This is a genomic window from Nocardiopsis metallicus (genome assembly GCF_014201115.1).
Taxonomy (GTDB): domain Bacteria; phylum Actinomycetota; class Actinomycetes; order Streptosporangiales; family Streptosporangiaceae; genus Nocardiopsis; species Nocardiopsis metallicus.
The window spans coordinates 3,484,621-3,503,856 of record NZ_JACHDO010000001.1 but is presented as its reverse complement, the minus strand read 5'-3'; the positions used below and the strand labels follow the sequence as shown (position 1 = coordinate 3,503,856).

Annotated in this window: 19 protein-coding genes and 1 pseudogene; 9 read left to right on the top strand and 11 right to left on the bottom strand. The window is 67.5% G+C overall.

Annotated elements, in window-relative coordinates; all coding sequences use genetic code 11:
* Positions 1-236: 236 nt before the first annotated feature.
* A pseudogene (locus tag HNR07_RS15275) lies at positions 237-1,162 on the bottom strand (universal stress protein).
* Between the two features lie 209 nt (positions 1,163-1,371).
* On the opposite strand from HNR07_RS15275, the gene HNR07_RS15270 reads away from it, so the two are divergent.
* The 3 genes from HNR07_RS15270 (at position 1,372) to HNR07_RS35600 (ending at position 3,042) form a co-directional block, all read left to right on the top strand.
* On the top strand, positions 1,372-2,073 hold the full coding sequence (locus HNR07_RS15270) for a helix-turn-helix domain-containing protein (RefSeq protein WP_184365572.1): 702 nt from the start codon (positions 1,372-1,374) through the stop codon (positions 2,071-2,073).
* Between the two features lie 80 nt (positions 2,074-2,153).
* On the top strand, positions 2,154-2,813 hold the full coding sequence (locus HNR07_RS15265; RefSeq protein WP_281386696.1) for a universal stress protein: 660 nt from the start codon (positions 2,154-2,156) through the stop codon (positions 2,811-2,813).
* Positions 2,785-3,042 (top strand): universal stress protein, encoded by a 258-nt coding sequence (locus HNR07_RS35600; RefSeq protein WP_312894064.1) that lies wholly within the window; start codon positions 2,785-2,787, stop codon positions 3,040-3,042. The genes HNR07_RS15265 and HNR07_RS35600 overlap by 29 nt, the downstream gene beginning before the upstream one ends.
* A gap of 99 nt (positions 3,043-3,141) precedes the next feature.
* Here HNR07_RS35600 and HNR07_RS15260 read toward each other — a convergent pair whose 3' ends face one another.
* The 5 genes from HNR07_RS15260 to HNR07_RS15240 form a co-directional block, all read right to left on the bottom strand.
* Positions 3,142-4,410 (bottom strand): NAD(P)/FAD-dependent oxidoreductase, encoded by a 1,269-nt coding sequence (locus HNR07_RS15260; RefSeq protein WP_184365571.1) that lies wholly within the window; start codon positions 4,408-4,410, stop codon positions 3,142-3,144.
* A 418-nt stretch (positions 4,411-4,828) separates the two neighbouring features.
* A complete protein-coding gene (gene madM, locus HNR07_RS15255; protein WP_184365570.1) occupies positions 4,829-5,593 on the bottom strand; it encodes a malonate transporter subunit MadM in 765 nt (254 codons plus the stop codon).
* Between the two features lies 1 nt (position 5,594).
* The gene (gene madL / locus HNR07_RS15250; protein ID WP_184365569.1) at positions 5,595-5,993 is read right to left on the bottom strand and encodes a malonate transporter subunit MadL; all 399 of its coding nucleotides are present in this window, start codon (positions 5,991-5,993) and stop codon (positions 5,595-5,597) included.
* A 114-nt stretch (positions 5,994-6,107) separates the two neighbouring features.
* Entirely contained in the window at positions 6,108-7,628 is a 1,521-nt protein-coding gene (locus tag HNR07_RS15245) for a malonate--CoA ligase (RefSeq protein ID WP_184365568.1), read from the bottom strand.
* Positions 7,629-7,669: 41 nt separating this feature from the next.
* Positions 7,670-9,022, bottom strand: coding sequence for a malonyl-CoA decarboxylase domain-containing protein (locus tag HNR07_RS15240; RefSeq protein ID WP_184365567.1), 1,353 nt, complete (start codon positions 9,020-9,022; stop codon positions 7,670-7,672).
* 119 nt (positions 9,023-9,141) lie between these two features.
* Here HNR07_RS15240 and HNR07_RS15235 point away from each other — a divergent pair, with 119 nt between their 5' ends.
* Together HNR07_RS15235 and HNR07_RS15230 are read left to right on the top strand one after the other, a co-directional pair.
* A complete protein-coding gene (locus HNR07_RS15235) occupies positions 9,142-9,819 on the top strand; it encodes a GntR family transcriptional regulator (protein ID WP_184365566.1) in 678 nt (225 codons plus the stop codon).
* Between the two features lie 987 nt (positions 9,820-10,806).
* A complete protein-coding gene (locus tag HNR07_RS15230) occupies positions 10,807-12,156 on the top strand; it encodes a tyrosine-type recombinase/integrase (RefSeq protein WP_184365565.1) in 1,350 nt (449 codons plus the stop codon).
* An 81-nt stretch (positions 12,157-12,237) separates the two neighbouring features.
* Here the strand turns inward: HNR07_RS15230 and HNR07_RS15225 are convergent, their stop codons facing one another.
* The 4 genes from HNR07_RS15225 to HNR07_RS15210 form a co-directional block, all read right to left on the bottom strand.
* Positions 12,238-12,450: a MerR family transcriptional regulator gene (locus HNR07_RS15225; protein WP_184365564.1), complete on the bottom strand. Its 213-nt coding sequence runs from the start codon at positions 12,448-12,450 to the stop codon at positions 12,238-12,240.
* Positions 12,447-12,815: a hypothetical protein gene (locus tag HNR07_RS15220; protein ID WP_184365563.1), complete on the bottom strand. Its 369-nt coding sequence runs from the start codon at positions 12,813-12,815 to the stop codon at positions 12,447-12,449. The genes HNR07_RS15225 and HNR07_RS15220 overlap by 4 nt, the downstream gene beginning before the upstream one ends.
* Positions 12,816-13,020: 205 nt before the next feature.
* Positions 13,021-14,490 carry a group II intron reverse transcriptase/maturase gene (ltrA, locus tag HNR07_RS15215; protein ID WP_221318691.1) on the bottom strand — a complete coding sequence of 490 codons (1,470 nt, stop codon included), beginning with the start codon at positions 14,488-14,490 and terminating at the stop codon, positions 13,021-13,023.
* Between the two features lie 636 nt (positions 14,491-15,126).
* Positions 15,127-15,936: a transposase family protein gene (locus tag HNR07_RS15210; RefSeq protein WP_184372057.1), complete on the bottom strand. Its 810-nt coding sequence runs from the start codon at positions 15,934-15,936 to the stop codon at positions 15,127-15,129.
* A gap of 155 nt (positions 15,937-16,091) precedes the next feature.
* Between HNR07_RS15210 and HNR07_RS15205 the strand changes: the two genes are divergently transcribed.
* From HNR07_RS15205 to HNR07_RS15190, 4 genes are all read left to right on the top strand, one after another.
* A complete protein-coding gene (locus HNR07_RS15205) occupies positions 16,092-16,868 on the top strand; it encodes a Scr1 family TA system antitoxin-like transcriptional regulator (RefSeq protein WP_184365562.1) in 777 nt (258 codons plus the stop codon).
* Positions 16,865-17,038 carry a DUF397 domain-containing protein gene (locus HNR07_RS15200; protein ID WP_184365561.1) on the top strand — a complete coding sequence of 58 codons (174 nt, stop codon included), beginning with the start codon at positions 16,865-16,867 and terminating at the stop codon, positions 17,036-17,038. The genes HNR07_RS15205 and HNR07_RS15200 overlap by 4 nt, the downstream gene beginning before the upstream one ends.
* Positions 17,039-17,367: 329 nt before the next feature.
* Positions 17,368-18,237, top strand: a complete 870-nt coding sequence (locus HNR07_RS15195; RefSeq protein ID WP_184365560.1) for a replication-relaxation family protein — start codon at positions 17,368-17,370, stop codon at positions 18,235-18,237.
* Positions 18,234-18,431 (top strand): helix-turn-helix domain-containing protein, encoded by a 198-nt coding sequence (locus tag HNR07_RS15190; protein ID WP_184365559.1) that lies wholly within the window; start codon positions 18,234-18,236, stop codon positions 18,429-18,431. Before HNR07_RS15195 ends, HNR07_RS15190 begins: the two co-directional genes overlap by 4 nt.
* A gap of 51 nt (positions 18,432-18,482) precedes the next feature.
* On the opposite strand, the gene HNR07_RS15185 is transcribed toward HNR07_RS15190, so the two are convergent.
* The gene (locus tag HNR07_RS15185) at positions 18,483-19,235 is read right to left on the bottom strand and encodes a hypothetical protein (RefSeq protein WP_184365558.1); all 753 of its coding nucleotides are present in this window, start codon (positions 19,233-19,235) and stop codon (positions 18,483-18,485) included.
* Position 19,236: the final 1 nt, after the last annotated feature.

Sequence of the window (19,236 nt, the reverse complement as noted above, 5' to 3'; positions counted from 1 at the left end):
GCTCCCTCAGGGAGCGGGTTTCCAGGAGGGAGGGCGCCTTTCTGTTCTCGCCGCGCGACCCGCTCACCACTGAGAACTCCTCCGGGTCTGAGGGCGTTCCCCGGGCCGGGTGAACGCGCCCGGGGCCCGGTGTCCCGGGCCCCGGGACACCGGTGAGCGGCACGAGGCCGTCCCCGACGGTTGGGGGCCGTTCGCTCAGCGGCCCCGCCGGAACCTCCCCGGGCGCGAGGACCCCGTCAGTTTCGCGAGCGGGGACGCTTGGGCAGCACCGCGACCGGAACGGTCGCGGTGTGCAGCACGCTCTGGCTCACCGAGCCGAGCAGCAGGCCGCGCACGCTGCCCCGTCCCCGGGAACCGACCACGATGAGGTCCGCGTCGGCCCCCGCCTCGACGATGGCCTCGGCCGGGTCCTTGCCACTGCGCACGACGGAGACCCCCACACCCTCGGTGCCGCCGTCGGTGACCTGGGCCAGCATGTCCGCCACCATCTCCTGGGACCGGAGGTCCAGGAGATCGTCCGGAGGGGACCAGCCGCCCTGGGCCAGAGCCTCGGAGTGGAAGGGCAGCGGCACCTGCCAGCTGTGCACCACCACGACCGAGCCGCCCTCGGTCCGCGCGGCCTCCCGCAGGGCGAAGGCCAGCGCTTGCCTGGAGTTCTCGGAGCCGTCCACACCCACGACGATCCGGCGCGGTGGAGCAGAGGGCTTCGCCTCCGCGGTGCCGGGGACCACCGCCACCGGGCAGTCGGCCCGTGCCGCCAGCCTGACGCTCACCGAGGCGTCCAGCGCCGAACGCGCCGCGCCCAGACCGCGCGAACCCACGACCAGGAGGTCCTTGGACGAGCTCCGGCGCAACAAAGCGGTGGCCGGGTCCTCCAAGGCCAGGACTTCCTCCACCCGTAGTTCCGGGTACTGGGCGTGCACGTGCCCGGCCGCCTCCGTCAGGACCCGGCGGCCCTGCTCGGTGACCTCCTCCGGCGGGGGAACCGGGTGGGTCCCGCGTAGACGGACATCACCAGCGGCATCGCCAGTGCGTACACCACGTGCAGGGACCGGCCGCGTCGACCGGCCTCGGCCGCGGCCCACAGCAGTGCCGCGGAGGCCGTCGGCGACCCGTCGATCCCCACCACCACCTTCGGTTCGGTCAACCCGTCATCAACCATCGCTGACTCTCCTCCGTGAGCGTTGTGGACGGTGCCGTCCGTGGTGAAGTCTTCCATCGCCGGCCTCTCACGCCCAGTAGGGCAGGGCAATGGCCGGTATCCGCCGGTAGGGGGCACAGGCGGCACCGGACGCGTCCGCCGCCCAGAAGTGGGAACACTGGGACCGAGGAGGCCGCAGGGCAGCCTCCGGAACGGGGAGGGGCTTGTGCATGCTGGAAGAAGACGACGCACCCACCGGCGGTGATTTCGGGCGCAGGGTGGCCGCCCTGCGCGCTGAACTGCGAATGAGCAGGGAAGAGCTTGCCGAGCGCGCTGAAATGAGCCCCGGATACGTGGCCTACCTGGAAGAACACGCGCCCAGGATCACCAGGCAGGCGCTCTACCGGCTGGCCGGTGCTCTCCACACGACCCAGGACCACCTCCTGGGTGCCGACACCAGGGTCCCGCCGGGCGCGGCGAGCACGGCCATACCCCTTCCCGTGGTCACCGCGCTTCCCGAACGCGAGTGCAGGGAACTCATCAGTTCCGGCGGCGTGGGCCGGGTCGGCTTCGTCGCCGAGGGCGGAGCCGCCCCGGTCATCCTTCCGGTCAACTATCTCGTCCGGGACGGGGCCGTCGTCTTCCGGACCGCCGACCGGGGCCTCATCGCACGGCACCTGCCCGCGGACGTCGCGTTCGAGGTCGACCGCGTCGACGGTGCCATGAGTGAGGGCTGGAGCGTGCTGATAGCCGGGCGGGCCGAGCCCCTCACCGGGGAGACGGCGTCGGAACTGCGCGACCGGGGGGCCGTCCGCCCGTGGGCGGGAGGCGACCTCGACCTCTTCGTTCGTATCGTCCCCGCGAGGATCACCGGACGTCGGGTGGGCGGTGGCTGGCCCCGAGACGGCGCACACGACGTTCGGCTTCTCTAACCGGGACTCCGGCCCCTGGCCGGGCACCTCGCGCACTCGTACGATCAGGTGCGAGTCACACATGACGGTTGGGAGTGGGAATGACTCCTCGAACTCGCGGGGCCATCGTGGCCGCGTACAACGGATCACCTTCGAGTGAGCGCGCCCTGGACTGGGCAGCTGACGAAGCCCGCAGGCGAGGACTCCCCCTCCGTGTCGTCTACGCCTTCACCTGGCCCCTTCACCACTCGCTGCCCCGCGGCCTACCCGGCTTCGACGTGGACGAATACGCGCGGCGCGTCATCGACCGGGCACGGCACCGGGCGTTGGAGCGCGTACCCGGGCTGGAGGTGGAGACGGAGCGCTTCACCGCCGAACCCGAACCGATGCTGCTGCTCGAGACCCACACGGCCCACACGCTCGTCGTCGGCGCGGGCCGTATGAAAGCCGTCGACACGGTGCTTCCGGGATCCATGGCGATGGCACTCCTGGTCGCCGCCTCGTGCCCGGTCGTCGTGGTACCGGAGAGGGAACCCGGCCCCGTGCTCGGACGGGTCATGGTCGGGGTCGACGGGTCCGACCAAGCCGGAGAGGCCTTGGAATGGGCGTTCGCCGAGGCCGACACCCGGGAAGCGGTGCTTCGCGCGGTGTCGGTCTACCAGGAGGGGGAACGGCGGAGCCTCCGAATGCGCGAGCACCCGGGGGGAAACGGGCCCGCTCGCTCCGGAAGCCCTGGAGTGGACACGCGGGAGGCTGGCTGAAGCGGTCTCCGCCCGCCGGGAGCGCTGGCCGCGGGTGCGGGTCGAGGAGGTCGCCCAGCAGGGGCACCCCGTCCAGGTGCTGTCGGAATTGTCACAGGACTGCGACCTGTTGGCGGTCGGCACCCGCGGCTTGGGCGGTTTCGCGGGTCTGCTTCTGGGGTCGGTCAGCCGGAACGTGATCTCGTACAGCCGCTGCCCGGTGGCCGTGGTGCGCGGACGTCAGGAGTAGCGCGAACTGCCCGAGCCCCTGTCGGCCGACCCCGGCCGGGCACGTTTCCCCGAAGCGGCGCCTGAGCTCGCCCGCCCCGCCCGTTGCCCGAGGCCCTTCTCAGCCCTGCCGCCCGCCGCCCGCCAGGTCGGCCAGTACCGCCGCGGCGGCCCGCTCACCGCTGACCATGGCACCCTGGATCGAGGGGGTGTCGCGGTGGTCGCCTGTCACGTAGACGCCGTCGCCCAGGCGCACCGGCAGCCGCAGGTCTCCCCGGGGCGGAGGCGCCGCGGGCAGGGCGTCGGCCACGTGCACGGTGCGGACGTGTTCCCAGTGCCCGTGGTGCGTGCCGAGGAGACGGGCGGCCTCGGCACGCACCACCGCTTCCTCCGGTTGCTGTGACCCGGTGACGGATGAGGCGATGAGAGACCTGCCCGGCGGAGCGTAGGAGGGCGCGGTGGCGGTCATCACCATGACACCGGACAGCCGGACCCCGCTGCTGTGGGTGCGGCCGTCGACGTGCAGGAGCGGATCCTCGTCCGCTGTGACGGGCCTTGTGTGGAAGTAGGTGGTGGTCGCGTGGGTGGCCGGTGTGTCCAGGGAGGGGAGCAGGTGCCGTGCCTGGGCCGGCCCCGCCGCCACGATGACGGCTCGTGCCCGCACGGTGGACTCCCCGGTGCCGACCCGGCCGGGCTCGACCGAGCGCACCCTGGCGCCCAGGTGGATGGACGCCCCACGGGCCTTGTGCGCCAACTGCTCCGGGACGGCCTGCATCCCTGCCGCCGGGACGGTCAGGGCTCCCCGGGCGAACGAACGCCAGACCAGGCTGTTGACGCGGTTCGAGGTCGAGAGGCCCTCGTCGAGGAAGACACCTCTGAGAAAAGGGCGAACCAGGGTGTTCACGGCACGCTTGCCCAGTCCTCGCCGTCGGAGCTCGGTGAGCGTGTCCGTCTCGGGGCGCTGTTTGAGCCGATCGGCGGGCAGCAGCGCGCTCTCCGCGACCATTCCCATGAGCCGGAACAGATCCGTGGTCCGCACGGTGCGGCCGGAGAGCAGGGACAGCGAGGACAGAGCCGCGGAGGGGGAGGCCGCCAGCCGGAGCAGGCCCTGGTCGGTGCGCACGGCCAGACCCTTGGGGAAGGCACGGAGCTCCAGCGCATCCAGGTCGAGGCGGCGGCGTACAGCGGGGTATCCGGTGTTGAGGACCTGGAAGCCGCGGTCCAGGACGTAGCCGTCCACCAGGCAACCGCCGACCCTGCCGCCGACCCTGTCCTCCGCCTCCAGGACTGTCACGTCCAGTCCAGCGTCGGTGAGGTCGGCCGCTGCCACCAGGCCGGCGAGTCCCGCGCCCACGATCACGACGTCGCAGCTGTGCGGTAGCTCAGTCATCGAGCCAGCCTATGCAATCGGGGCCCGCCCGGCAGGACGCAACACCCGACCCGCGGCCAGTGCGGCCAGGTCTCCTGGCGCCAGGCGGCGTCCCAGAACATCCACTCGTAGGTTGCGGTCCGCGTGAACGCCTCGTGCGTCCGGGGCATGAGTGCCCAGGGTGAGCGGAGAGCCAGCCGCGTGCATGAACCGAAGGCGAACCACTGCGGAGAGCGCTCTCACATCAGCCGGGAACCCACCCCGCCTGAACTTCAGCCACGCGCGGGTGAAGGCTTTCTCGGGTGTGAGCTGCCCGGGGCGGCACAGGGCGAGTCCGGCCTCCCGCCGCCCCCCGGGACTGCCCCCGCGGACGCGGGGACGAGTGCTGGAGCGGATGCGCGGCTGACCGGCCCCCTGGTCCGCGCACCCGCCCCCCGCCTCACCCGCCGACGAGGGCCCTGAGCACCACGTACAGCAGCGACGGTCCGAGCAGGCAGCCCACGCCCGTGTAGAAGGTGGCGGTCATGGCGCCGTAGGGCACCAGGCGCTTGTCGGTGGCCGCCAGCCCGCCCGCCACACCGGAGGTGGTGCCCATCAGGCCGCCGTAGGCCATCGCGGACTTGGGGTTGTTCAGCCCGATCAGCGGGGCGATCAGCGGAGTCCCCACCATCACCACCACGGACTTGACGAGCCCGGCGGCCACGGACAGCGCGATCACCTCCGAGCTCGCGCCCACCGCGGTCCCGGTCACCGGCCCGACGATGTAGGTGGCCGCGCCGGCGCCGATGGTCGCCATCGACGCGGCGTCCGTGTAGCCGAAGGCGGCGGCGATCGCCGCCCCGACGGCGAACGAGACCAGTACGCCCAGCACGATCGACAGCACGCCGACCAGTCCGGCGCGCTTGATCTCCCGCAGGTCCACGCCGTAGGCGGTGGAGACGATCGCGAAGTCCCTCAGCATCGCGCCCCCCATGAGGCCCAGACCGGAGAAGACCGCGATGTCGGCCAGGCCGTGCTCGCCGCCGGAGACCCATCCGCCCCAGTACGCCAGCGCCAGGCCGAGGATGATGGCGATGGCCGAGCCGTGCAGCCAGCCGCGGGTGAGCTTCTTGGACAGCCACCCGGAGACCGCCATCAGCCCGCCGACCACCACGAAGGCGACGAGCAGGTCATTGCTCTCGAAGACGCCGATGATCCGGTCCATCTCAGACCTCCCGCCCTTCCTCGACCAGCGGCGGCAGCGGTTCCGCCGGCTCGCCGATCCGCGACAGGACGGGCACCAGGGCGGCCCCCGCGGCGAGCGCTCCCAGACCCGCGGTGATCGCCATCGGACCGCCCGCGATCGCCTTGACCACGTTCTGGGTGGAGGCCATGGCGATGACGACCGGGATGTACATCGCGCTCCAGAAGAGCACGCCCTGCTCGGTGGCCTCGGGGAGTTTCCCTTTCCTGCGCAGCCGGTCGGAGACGAGCACCAGCATGATCATGGCGAAGCCGACGCCGCCGACATTGGCGTCGACGCCGACAGCGGCACCGAGGAGTTCGCCCACGAGCGCACCCGTGAGCAGGCACACCGCCAGGGCTGCCACTCCGTAGAGGACCATCGATTTCTCCTTGCTTCGGGGGGTCGGCGGGGCGCCGGGGGTGACCGGCGGGACGCCGGGGAGGGCCGACGGAGTACCGGAGCCGGCCGTTGGGGGCGCCGGAGCGACCGGCGGTCAGGTGTCCGCGCCGGTGAACAGGTCCGCGTAGCGCTCGCGCAGTTCGGCCTTTTGCACCTTCCCCATGACGTTGCGGGGCAGTGCCGCGACGACGCGCACCGCGCGCGGCCGCTTGAACCGGGCGAGGTCTCCGGCGATGGACTCCAGCAGCTCCCCGGCCTGGAGCTCCTGCCCCGGCCGGGGGACGACGACGGCCGCCACGGCCTCCCCCAGGTCGGGGTGGGGGACGCCGACCACGGCGGACTCCAGCACCCCCGGGTGCGCGTCGAGGAGCTCCTCGACCTCCTTGGGGTAGATGTTGTAGCCGCCGGAGATCACGAGGTCCTTGTCCCGGCCGACGATGCACAGGTGGCCGTCCTCGTCGACGCGGCCCAGGTCGCCGGTGACGAAGAAGCCGTCCGCGCGGAACTCGGCGGCGGTCTTCTCCGGCATCCGCCAGTAGCCGGAGAAGACATTGGGGCCGCGGACCTCGATGATGCCGACCTCTCCGTCGGGGAGCTCCCGCCCCGTCTCCCGGTCCGACACCCGGATCTGGACGCCGGGGAGCGGCCGTCCGACCGTGCCGGGCTTGCGCGGCCCCTCATAGGGGTTGGTGGTGTTCATCCCGGTCTCGGTCATCCCGTAGCGCTCGAGGATGGCGTGGCCGGTGCGGGCCCGGAAGGCCTCGGCGTCGCTCGCGAGCAGCGGGGCCGAGCCGGAGACGAACAGCCGCATCGGGGCGCAGGACTCCGGGGTCAGCCGGTCGCTCCTCAGCAGGCGGGTGTAGAAGGTGGGGACGCCCATGAGCACGGTGGCGCGGGGCAGCAGGTCGATGACCGCGTCGGCGTCGAACCCGGACAGGTAGTGCATGGAGGCGCCCGCCGCCAGCGTCATGTTGACCGCGACGAAGAGCCCGTGGACGTGGAAGATCGGCAGGGCGTGGATCAGCCGGTCCTCGGAGGTGTACCGCCAGGCCTGGAGCAGCGCCTCGCAGTTGGAGGCGAGGTTGCCGTGGGTGAGCACGGCCCCCTTGGACCGCCCGGTGGTGCCGGAGGTGTACAGGATGGCCGCCGGGTCCCCGGCCGAGGCGTCGTGGTCCCCGTCGTGGCGGCCGTCTCCCTCCAGGAGGGTGCCGTCGCCGGAGGTGCCCAGGGTCTGGACGACGAGCCCCCCGGCTTCGCGACCGGCGTGCTCGGCCCGGCGGCCGGGTGAGCAGACGAGCACCCGGGGCCGGGCGTCGCCGAGGAAGTACGCCATCTCCGCGTCGGTGTAGGCGGTGTTGAGCGGAAGGAAGACCCCGCCGACGCGCAGGGTCGCCAGGTACAGCGCGACGGCCTCGGGGGACTTCTCCACCTGCATCGCGACCCGGTCGCCGGGGGTGACGCCGTCGGCGAGGAGGCGGGCGGCGATCCGCCGGACGACCTCCTCGGTCTCCCCGTAGGTGATGCTCCCGCCGCCGGGTAGCTCGAACAGTGTCCGGTCCGGTCGCCACCGCGCCTGCTCGGCGAAGGATCGGTGAATGGCCGTGAATGGCGCCATCGGTGGTGTTCCTCTTTCTCTCTCGGTGCGGTGGAGGTGTCTCACGTGTCGGAGCCCGGTGTGTCCGGCAGCGCGTCCCGCAGGGGACCGTCGAGCACCACGGTGCGGCGGCGGACGAAGTCCTCGTGGCGGTGTTCGAGCTTCTCCGGCTCGTAGCGGTAGTTGACCATCGCGCCGTAGGACTGCCGCCAGGCCTGCGGCGAGGTGTTCGCCGGCCAGTTGAGCCTCCACACGGCGGCCCCGTTGCCCAGGTGGAAGCGGGCGACCGGGTCGAGGGGGCGCCCGTCGTCGCGTTTCTCGGCCGCGATGTACCGGGCCAGGGCGGGCAGGAGCCGCGAGCGGATCCGCGCGGTGTCCGCGGGGTCGAGGTCGGCCGGTCCGTCCGCGGCATCCAGGTCCCGGACGAGCTCCCGTAGGTCGGCCTCGCTCCCGGCCCGCTCGTCGAGCCAGCGCCGGAATCCCGGGATCGGTGAGAGCGTGACGAAGTGCGCCAGGTGCGGAAGCCGTTCGCGCACCTGCTCGATGACCTGCTTGATGAGGAGGCTGCCGAAGGAGATCCCGGTCAGGCCGTCCAGCGCGTTGTTGATCGAGTAGAGCGCCGCCGTGTCGGCCTCCCGGGGGTCCAGGGCGGGGCCGGGCTCCAGCAGGGGGGTGATCTCGCCCGGGGTTCCGCGCACCAGGGCGACCTCCACGAAGATCAGCGGCACGTCGCCGGTGGCCGGGTGGAAGAAGGCGTGGATGCGGCGGTCCGCGGGCTCCAGGCGGCGGCGGAGTTCGGCGCGGTCCGCCATCGGGTGGACCCTCTCGTAGCGCAGCAGGTGGTCGTGCAGCCGCCGGGGCGAATCCGGGGTGACCTCCGCCAGGCGGAGGAAACCGCGGTTGAACCAGGAGGCGAGCAGGTGGTGGAGGTCGTGGTCCAGGGGCCGTAGCTCCGGGTGGCGGCGCATCAGCCGACGCAGGTCCGCGCGCATCCCGACCAGGGCGAGCGTGGCGTCGGGCGCGTGGTTCATCCGGCGGAGCAGTCGCTGGCGCGCCGGCTCGACCGCGTCGAAGAGCCCGATCAGCTCCTCCTCGCCTCCCGACCCGCTGTTCCTGGCCTCGTCCCAGCGGTGGAAGGCGGCGCGGACCCGGTCGGGGTCGACGCCGTGCTCCTTGATGACGTGGGTGAAGAAGGCAGTCCTGCCGGAGTCGTCGAGCTCGCCGTAGGCGGCCAGGGCCCGCGCCGCGACCGCGCGGACGGAGGCCTCGCCCACGTCGCCCATGAGGACCTCGCAGGCGGTGATCAGGCGGTCCAGGGAGGGCGGCTCCGACGTGTCGGCCGCCTGGGGGCCACTGGCATGCCCCTCTCTTGCCGGTCGGACCGGACCGGTCTCGCGCGCTCCGTCGGGCCGCATCTCCGCTCCTTAAGTAACATACATCACTTGATGTGATATATATAACAGGGAACGTAGGGTATGGAACAGTGGAGCGCAACCCCCGCAGCCGGTCGGCTAATCTGGGCGCGGAGGTGTCGATGGCTCGGGTTCCGGAATCCCAACGCGTACGGGACGCGCTGGAGAACGCTGTCGTCGAGGGACGGTACCGGCCGGGCGAGCGCCTGGACCCGGCGCAGCTCGAGCGCGAGTTCGGCTGCTCGCGCACGCCGATCCGGGAGGCGCTCCAGGCACTGGAGCGCTCCGGGCTGGTGCAGATCCGCCCCAAGCAGGGCACGTACGTCATCGAGCTCGGCGTCTCCGAACTGGCCGAGCGCTTCGAGGTCATGGCCGAGCTCGAGGGGATGGCGGCACGGCTCTGCGCACGCCGCATCGACCGGGAGTCGATGGACCGGCTCGAGCAAACCCTGCGCGCATGTGAGCGGCATGCCACGGCGGGCGACGCCGACGGGTACTACTACGCCAACGCCGATTTCCACAGCGTCGTCTACGAGGCGTGCGGCAACGAATACCTGCGACAGCAGGCCCACGCGCTCAAGCGGGCCCTCCAGCCGTACCGGCGGCTCCAGCTCCGGGTGCCGGACCGCATGCGACGCTCCCTGGCCGAGCACCGGGCGATCGCCGACGCCGTCGTCGCCGGGGACGCCGAGGCCGCGGAGAACGCCGCCCGCGACCACGTGCTCGTGCAGGTCAAGGAGTTCAGCCAGCTCGTACGGACCTGGCGGCACCTCACCGATTCGGCGCGCGGCGCCGGGTGAGAGCCGGTCGGTTGCCCCCCACCCGGCGCCGGCGCCTGACAGGAAGTCCTCCGCGACGAGACGCACGACCGACCCGAGCCGATGAGTTCGACGATCAGCGCCAGTTCGCCGCGCGCGAGCTGGTAGGGGCGCTCCCCACGAGAGCGGACATCGGTGATGAGGCGGCGAGCTCCGGGCCAGCCGTTCTCTGCTCGTACCCGAGCGGGCCGAACTGGCCGTTGGCTGAGTGCCGCCTACTGGTGTTGTAACGTACACCGTTCTGATCGAGGGAAGCGAACACCCGTACCTTCTCACCGGTCCGCGAGGCGGGCCGGTGCGGCGCGGGAACCTCAGGGGGCGGTTCTGGCGGCCCGCTTGGGGCGGCGACCACAACTGCGGGGTGCGGTCGCCGCGCCCCGCTCTGGTTCCGGGGTCACGTTCACTGACGCGGGGCGGCGCTCGCACCGGGCCGGGCCGGCCGAGCAGGGGATCTCCGAAGCGGTCGGGTCCGCGAGGCCGGGGTACGCCATCCCGGGGATGAAGCGCGTCTGCCGGACGGTCGCCGACGAGATGGACAAGAGCGTACTCACGGTGGCCGGGGCCTGGTGGACGCGGAGTGCGGACGCTCTCACCCGGGGGAACGGGACCGGTTGTTCGGTAGCGCGCCGATCCTCCAGGAGCACTACCGCGGCGACAGCGAGAGCGGGCTCCCGAAGGAACCCGCTTCGGGGATGACCTCCCGGATACCTCCCACCACGGGGACCGGGGACACACGTAAGGCCAGATCCGAAGACCTGGCCTTACGTCTTACCTGTGGGCGATACAGGACTCGAACCTGTGACCCCTACCGTGTCGAAACGCATTTCGCGTTCAATTCAACCTGGACCGATGCCTGTGATAAGCGTAAAATCGCAGGTAGATTAGGGAATCAGGGTGCCGTGCAATGTCGCCGAATATCGTCTGGTGACGCACGGTCCACGGTCGAATCACGGTCAACCCCCGAGGTGAATGGACGTGGGTTTCTCCCGCAAACGCGTGGGGCGCAACGGTCGGGTGCGCTACACCGCCTACTACAAGGACGTGAAGGGACGGGAGCGTTCGGCGGGAACGTTCCCGAACGTCAAGGAAGCAGACCGGGCGTGGCAGCGCGCCGAGACGAAACTGGCTGAGGGCAGGATCGGAGACCCCGCGCGGGGCCGGATGACCTTCGCCCGCTACGTGGAAGGGACCTGGCTCCCCAACCACCAGATGGAGGCCAGCACCCGCCAGCGGTACACCTACTCGCTGAACAAGCACATCCTTCCCGAGTTCGGGACGATGCGCATGGTGGACATCCTCCCCGAGCACGTGCGCGCCTGGATCACCCGTCTGCAGAACGACGGCGTGTCGGCGGGCACGATCAACGCCAACAAGTCGATCCTGAGCGCGGTGTTCACCACGGCTCTGAACGATCAAGTGACATTCCTCCATCCCTGCAAAGGCGTGAAAACACCGCCGGTGTCGCGCAAACCGCGCACCATCATCACCCCGGAACAGTTCGACGCCCTGTACTGGGAACTGCCCGACGAGCGCACACGCCTGCTGGTGGAAACCGCGATCGAGAGCGGAACCCGCTGGGGCGAACTCTCCGAACTGCGGGTCAAGGACCTGCACACCCGTTCGGGGATCGTGACGGTCAGTCGTGCGGTGGTGGAGGTCAACCCCAAGTTCCACCCCACCGGGGGCCGGTTCCACGTGAAGGACTATCCCAAGGACCGCGAGTACCGCCGGTTCAAGCTGAGTACGCCACTGGTGCGCAAGCTCGCCGCGCATACGGATGCGTACGCACCCGGACCGGATGACCTGCTGTTCCCCGCAGCCGACCAGCCCGTGCCCAAGAGGCGGCTGCGAGTGGTGCCCGACCCTGACACGTTGGGTCTGACAGACCCGAACGAGCAGGGACGCCAGTACAAGCACGGCAGTCTGAGCGGATACTCAATGGGCAAGTGCAGGTGCGAGCACTGCAAGGGCGCCTATGCCCACTACCGTGCCGAACGTCGGTCCCAAGGCAAGGATGAGCCGCGTGCGCCGCGCTCACGCGAGACCGACGGGCACATCCCGGCGGACTGGTTCCGTCGCCAGGTATGGCGTCCCGCTCTGTCCCGCGCAGACCTGGGCGTGCGGGTGCGTTTCCACGATCTTCGGCACGCACACGCCTCGTGGTTGTTGGCCGGTGGTGCTGACTTGCAGGTGGTCAAGGAACGGTTGGGACACTCCGACATCGCGACCACGGCCCGCTACCTGCACACTCTTCCCGAGGCGGATGAGACCGCGCTGTCGGCGCTGGCCTCGATCCGTAACCGTTCCCGGGGTGGCTGAGCGGGGTGTTCGTGTACGCAGAAGCGGCCCACCACGCGATGTGGTGGGCCGCTTCGTTCTCTCCGAGGACTCGGGGCGGTGTCACGTGGTCTTGCCGCGCTCTTCCGCGAGGTCGTAGACGTCGCCTGCCCGGTAGTAGCGCCATCCGTTGGTGGGGCTGGGGAACCAGTCCACGACGCCCTCCAGGCGTCCGGTGCGCGCCCAGGTACGCAGGGTGGAGGTTGCTATGCCGAGGATCTCGGCGGCGTCCACGGGGTCCATGTACAGATCGGGATGGGTGGGGTAGTCCTTCACCACGGCCTCCCTCGGTGTGGCTTTGCGTCGCTGCGTCGTGGCAGCGGTGGGCGGTGGCCCGGCGGTGGCGAGTTCCATTCGGGGAGTTCAGGCGGGGTGCTTGTGCCCGCGCGGGTGCGGATGAGGTCGTTGATGACCAGTCCCACGTACACCCGGGGGTGGGTTCGGTAGTTCCCCTTGCCGTCCAGCCACTGATAGAGGCCGTCGCTGGTGACGGTGACTTGTGCGCGGCCCAGGTAGGTGCAGCAGGTCAGGGTGGGGATGGGGTCCATCGTGAACCAGTGGGCCTTGTCGCTGATCACCGAGCGCAGGCCCCGTGCGGTCAGCTCGTTTTGGAGTTGCTGTAGCTGTTCGATCACATCCATGGGTTCACGGTGTCTCTGAGCAGAGCGTTTTCACAGCAACCAATAACTGACTGGAAAGCTATGGTCTCCCGTGCAAATCAGTGGATAATCTCGGACAGTAGGGTCGGACCGTGGCGCCTTACCGTGATCACTCACGACAGGTTTCCACGGCCCGCCCTCCGAACCCGCCGTGCGCCTTTCAACGCAACGGGCTCTCCACGGTTCCTCAACAGGTTGCAGGTCGTGTGGTCCACGGGGTGGGAATCGAATACCCCCTGAACCGATACCGGGACACCGTGACGTTGGATGCGCCACGGAAAACAGATCCCTGATAGGCGAGCCGCCACCCACGATCGGTGAACCGCCGCCTCAACTCACGCAGACCAATATTGGAGTGCTTGCGGCGGATCCAAGAAGACAACCTCCACCAGGAAAAGGAATCCACAGTGGAGAACATCTTCTTGGACACACCATGACGGAAGTAGTTCGCCCACCCCCGAACCATCGTGTCCACCTCCGCGATCTTGCGTTCGGTGGCCGTGTTCCGGGTGGGTCTGTTCGTTGCCCGCCGCACCCCGTCCTTGATCGCCTGAACGGATTTCTTAGACGGGATGGTGTAGACGTACCGACGTCGGGTCCCTCTCTTCACCCTGCGGCGAATATGAAACCCGAGGAAATCGAACCCCTGGTCGATATGGACAACCCCGGTTTTCTCCTCGGCCAAGCGCAGCCCTAACGGGGTCAGTACCTGGCTCACCTCTTCTTTCAAGACCTCGGCCCGGTCACGGCTCCCTTGCACCATGATGACGAAGTCATCAGCGTAACGAACCAGTTTCCAGTTACCGATTCCCTTCTGGCGACGAACACGTCTACGGTATGCACTGGTTTCCCATTGCGCTGCGATGTATTCGTCCAGTGCTGACAACGCGATGTTGGCCAGCAACGGTGACAGGATTCCGCCTTGCGGCGTCCCGGTGATGGTCTCCTCTCGATTCCCGGACTGTGTCATCACGCCGGATTTCAAGAACGATTTCACCAGCGCGTTGGTCCGCTTGTCCTTGACCCGTCCTCTCACCCTATCCATCAAAGAGGTGTGATCGATCTCGTCGAAGCACGCTTTGATGTCGGCTTCCAGAACCCAGTGGTGGTTCTTCACCGGTGAGGCGAGGCTGTGGATCTCGGCGATCGCGTCCTGAGCGCGCCGGTTGGGCCGAAAACCATAGGAGCAGGGAAGGAAGTCCGCCTCGAAGACCGGTTCCAGCACCGCTTTCAGTGATGCCTGAACCACTCTGTCGATCACGGTGGGGATCCCCAGCTTGCGCAGCTTCCCGCCCGCTTTGGGGATCGCCACCCGACGTACTTCACTGGGTCGGAATTCCCCGCTTTTGAGCAGGTCGCGCACCTGTTGGAGGAACGCATCCCTTCCGATACGGGATCGGACCATGTGCACGGTGACCCCGTCGACTCCTGCTGTCCTGGCACCTTTGTTCCGGGCGGTGCGTTCGAACGCATCGACCAGGAACGCCGGATCATAGACCAGGTTGAATACGTCATCGAACCTGCGTGAAGAATCCTCCTTCGCCCATTGATGGAGTTTGGTCTGCATCTTCCGTACCCGAAAGTAGGCGGTATCGGAATCCGGCCATACGATCGAAGCTCCGGTGTTCACCGGTGCGTCTTCGGATCTTGCATTCACCTGTGTTCTCCTTGGAATCGCTGCCGCCCTTCGCCATGTGACCGGCTTTCCCGGTCTCGGACTACTACGGCGTCTCCGCCCCACTGGCCTTCTTCGGTGAGCATCGCACCTATCCTTTCCTTTCTCGATGGCATCGAGAAGGGAAGGGAGTGAGGACCGGTGGTTCCCACGTTCGCTGTTCTCCGATCGACGGGCGAGGTACCCGGCTTTACCCCCGCAGTATCGCCCTGGTTACGCCGTAGACCTTCACCAGGGCCTCCCTGCCAGATCTCACATACCGGCTCGGGAGTTTTCCACCACGAGAGAGAACTATGGTCCTCTCCGTTGGTGGATGCGCACTGCTTTCCAGCCCGGATCCACCGGGTTAGAGCTGGCGAAAAATTAGGGGGTTTTATGGCACCGGTTCCTTTCGTATACCGTCCCATCTCGCTAACCGCGGCATGACCCATCCGGTAGTACTGGGCCATCCAGGCATTGTCAGGGCTGCTTCCCGTCCTTGGCGGCGATCTCCGCTTCAGACTGCCCCTTGCTTCACCTTCTCGCTACGACGAGAAGGCGGCGGAGTTGCTTTCACCTCCACTCGGATATGTGTTTGAACAGCGCCTCGTGGCGCACGTGAGGTTTTCTCAGCGAAGATCATTTCCACTGCCTGTTGAGGACAAGAGCCGCACGGGCGATGTCTCCGATCCGGCTCGGGCTAAGCGTGACGTACTTCAGCGTCCGCCAGCGCTCCTTGAGTTCGGCGGCGGTGCGCTCACCGAGCGCACGCACGTGCCGCAACAGCGCGTTATACATCCGTGTGTCCACGTGCAGAGCCCCTTCGCCCTGGCCCGTAGGGCGCTTGATGGGGGTGTGCACGCCGATACCGGCGCCTTGGTAGCCCTTGTCAGCCAGGGTGGGCAGGCCCTCGGCCGCTGCCTTGTACAGGGCGGGCAGGGCGTGGAGGCGGGCGGCGGTGATGTCGGGGGTGGATCCGGGCTCGACTGCGGAGACCCACAGCGGGGTGCCGTCCGGTGCGGATAGGAACTGGATGTTGCCGCCGAAGGCCTTGTGTTTTTGGCTGAACCACAGGTCGTTGCCGTTCTCGCGGACGCCCGCGAGGCGGTCGGAGGCGATCAGCGTGCCGTCCAAGACTACGCGCGCTATCCCTTCGTTGTGGCAGTTGGCCAAGACTTCGTGCAGGTCGGGGGCCTGGTCGGCGAGGACGTCGATGCCTTCGTGTAGGTAGCGGTAGCTGGTGGCCTGGGAGATTCCGGCGTCACGGGCCAGGCAGTGCACACAGCCGCGCTCACGGAACCAGCGCAGCACCAGCACCGCTTGGCGGAACGGCCCGAGTGCCCGTGAGCCCTTCGGAGTGGCGATGCTTCGGCGGTGGGCGGCCAGGTGTCGGGCGAGGAACTCGACGATGTGGCGTGGGACGTCGAGGGTGGCAGAATAGGTGACCAACGTGAAGCCTCTGGTGGTTACGGACATGATCTTGTGGTGAGACCTGTCCTACCAGGGGCTTTACGTCTGCTCGCATCCAGGTGCCACTCGTCCGGCCCGGCGGGGATCCGAAAATCACCCTGCTCCGCAGAGATCATTTCGCTGAGAAAACCTCAGTGCCTGAGAACGAGTTCACATCTCTGCTGTCCAAGCTCCGCGAATTGTCTGGTTTGAGCCAAGGTGAGTTGGCTGACCGAGTCGGTTCTTCGACTGCCTCGGTGTCTCGCTGGGAAAACGGCGTCGTCATCCCCAAACGCGCGAAGGTCGAACAGCTCGATAGAGAACTCAATGCGGGGAACCGTCTGGTGCGCGTCTGGGAACCGGTGGCTACCGGCATGCAGGTTCCGCCGTGGATGCGTTCCAAGGGTGCTCTGGAAGAGAAGGCTGTCGAGATCGACACGGTGACGGTGTCCAACCTCGTACCGGGACTACTCCAGTCCCTGTCCTACGCACGGATGGTCTTCCGCGCTGGTCACCCCAGTGCCTCCAATGACCAGGTGGAGCGCTTCGCTCAACTCCGCGTCTCGCGCTATGAGGTGCTGACCCGTAAGAACGATCCGTTCATCACGGCCGTGTTCCCGATCTCGGCACTGGCCTGTCTGCCCGACCACGTGCGTACCGATCAGGTCAAGACGATCCTGCGACGCATAGAGCGTGAGCGGCTGGCGGTCCACCTCATCCCCGATGAAACCCCGATCCTGCTGGTCGCATCCTCCATCCAGGTCTACCGGCTGGCCGACAGCACCGTCGTAGCGGCCTCCGACTACGCTCGGGGCAACCTCCTCATGGAAAAACCCGAGGACACTGCGGCGGTAGTGTCTGCTGTGAGGAACCTGATCGGACTGTGCTCCCCGTTGGGCGAAACGTCCGCACTGCTAGGAAGGCTGCTGTGATGTGGCACAAGTCCAGCTACAGCAACGACGCCGCCCACTGCGTCGAGGTCAGCGAAGGAAGCAACACCTTGGTTCGGGACACCCAGAACCGGCAAGCGGCCACACTGGCCTTCCCGGCTGCTGAGTGGGCCGCACTCGTGGCTTGCGAAGGACACGACTTCTCGAACTGACACCATCCCCAGATCATGTTGGCCCACTGCTCTCCTCCCGGGTGGTGGGCCGTCCTCTGCCGTGCACACTCCTCACCTGCGGCTTAACCATCGATATCTGACGAGCCCTTCAGTCAATGAGCGAATTCGGGTCTCTTGTTCCTCTTGATAGGTAAGGAGAGGAATCAGGAGGAAGTTCGGCTGATCCCTCAGCGGATCGGCCAGCGGATGCGTGGTCTTCTCTGAACCGCTGGGCTCTGCTCACGCCACTCACCAGTACAGGGCTGGTTCGGGCCCGGCGGATGGTGCCCCCGAAAACCCTCCTAGCCCGAAGGGTTGTACAGATTCTGATGGAGCATTCTGGCCGCCGTCCGGATACCGCTCACCTGCTGCGCCTGGCCCGTCACCTGACCGACCGCGACCACCGCGTCCTGTCTCTTCTTCGCACCCACCGCGTACTCACCACACCCCAGATCGCCCAGGTGGCCTTCACCAGCCACAGCCGCGCGGTGCAGCGCCTGCGCGTCCTGACCGGCCTGGGGCTGGTCGCCCGGTTCCGCCCCCGCCGCGACCGCGGATCGGCTCCCTGGCACTACGTCATTGACACGATCGGCGCGCACGTCCTGGCCGCGAACGACGGAACCGACGTCGAGCGGTCCCGGGTACGTCAGGACCGTCAGCTCGCCGTTGCTCGAAGTACCCACCTGGAGCACCGGGTGGGAGCCAACGGGTTCTTCACCGCCTTGATCGCGGCAGCGCGCACTGGCGGCCGTGCGGAGCTGGGGGAGTGGCTGAACGCCACCGACACCGCTGAACGGGTGGACGCGCACTGCGGGGAGTGGGGCATAGGACTGCCGCACCCGGACGGATACGGGCACTGGGCCGAGGGCGATCGCTCGGTGGAGTTCTTCCTGGAGTGGGATACGGGTACCGAAACCCACCGCCAGCTCACGAGGAAGATGGAACGCTACGCCGACTTCACCGGGGCCGCCGTGCGCGCGGTGCCCTGGGTGCTGTTCGTCTTCCCCACGCCTCGCCGTGAGACCAACGCTCGGGGAGCGCTGCGGCGTGTGGAGGGCGTAGGACGGGTTCCTGTGGCGACCGCACATCTTTCCGGGGCTCAGGACCCGAATACGGCGGTCTGGTCGCCTTTGAGCCCATCCCGGGGCTTGGATCGTGTGGCGTTGATCGAACTCGTATCGGTGGAGGTGATCGTGTGAAGCTCACCGTGGAAGGGCTGAAGGATCTGCCACCCACGGTGGATCTGATGACCGCTGCCCGGGTACTGGGGATCGGTCGGACCAAAGCCTACGAGCTCGCTCGCGCGGGGGAGTTTCCGGTACACGTGGTGCGGATCGGGAACCTGTACCGCGTCTCAACGGCTGATCTTATGAAGCTGGTTCGAGCGGAATGAGAAACCCCATATGTGTTGATAGTATCAACAATTTCGGAGTCTGGATTGTCGTCATTGCCTAAGACTGGCGCTTCTCGTGCTGATGTCTGCGGATATTATTACCAGTGCCATGATGAAGCCGATCGTGGCTCCATATTCAGGGCGATTGAATAATGCAGAAATCAGCAAGCTGACGGTGAAGGCGATGAAGGCCATTGAGAGTGCAGGCCCGATATGGGGTCGTAGCTTTTTCCAGTCTTCTTCACGTTCCTTTTGTCGTTGGTCGTCATTCTTGCGATTTCGAGCTTCGTATCCTCCGGCTGTGAGCATCCCGAGGCGGAAAACAACTGCTGCGGGGATTGCTCCATAGGCGATGGCTCCGGTGAGAACTCCAAAATTTTCCGAACCCGTCCCGGTGAGGGATTCCGCTAGTTGTCCAGCCCCGCCTGCGATGCTCGGCGCCACGATCAGCCCGAAAAGACATGCGTTAGATGCAATATGAGTTCCGAAAGCGTGATGTAGATCTTTTCGGGCGGTTGAAGTCCATTTCTCATAAGCAACCCCTGCACCGAACATTAGTGCCATTCCGCATGCTGCGGCGTACCAGCCTCCATGGGTTGCGTTCACTATTAGGGAGGCGAAGCCGCTGAAAATTCCAAACAAGGTTGTTGTGATGAGGGGGTTCGCATACTGCTCAACTTTGATCCGAGTTGTAGGTCCGATTGTTCTTGCTGGTTCTTGGTTGGGGGCGTCTCCGGTTTCCATTGGAGGGGTGATATTTTTACTTTGCTGTTGCGTGTCTTCTGTTTTCTTGTTTGTCTGCATT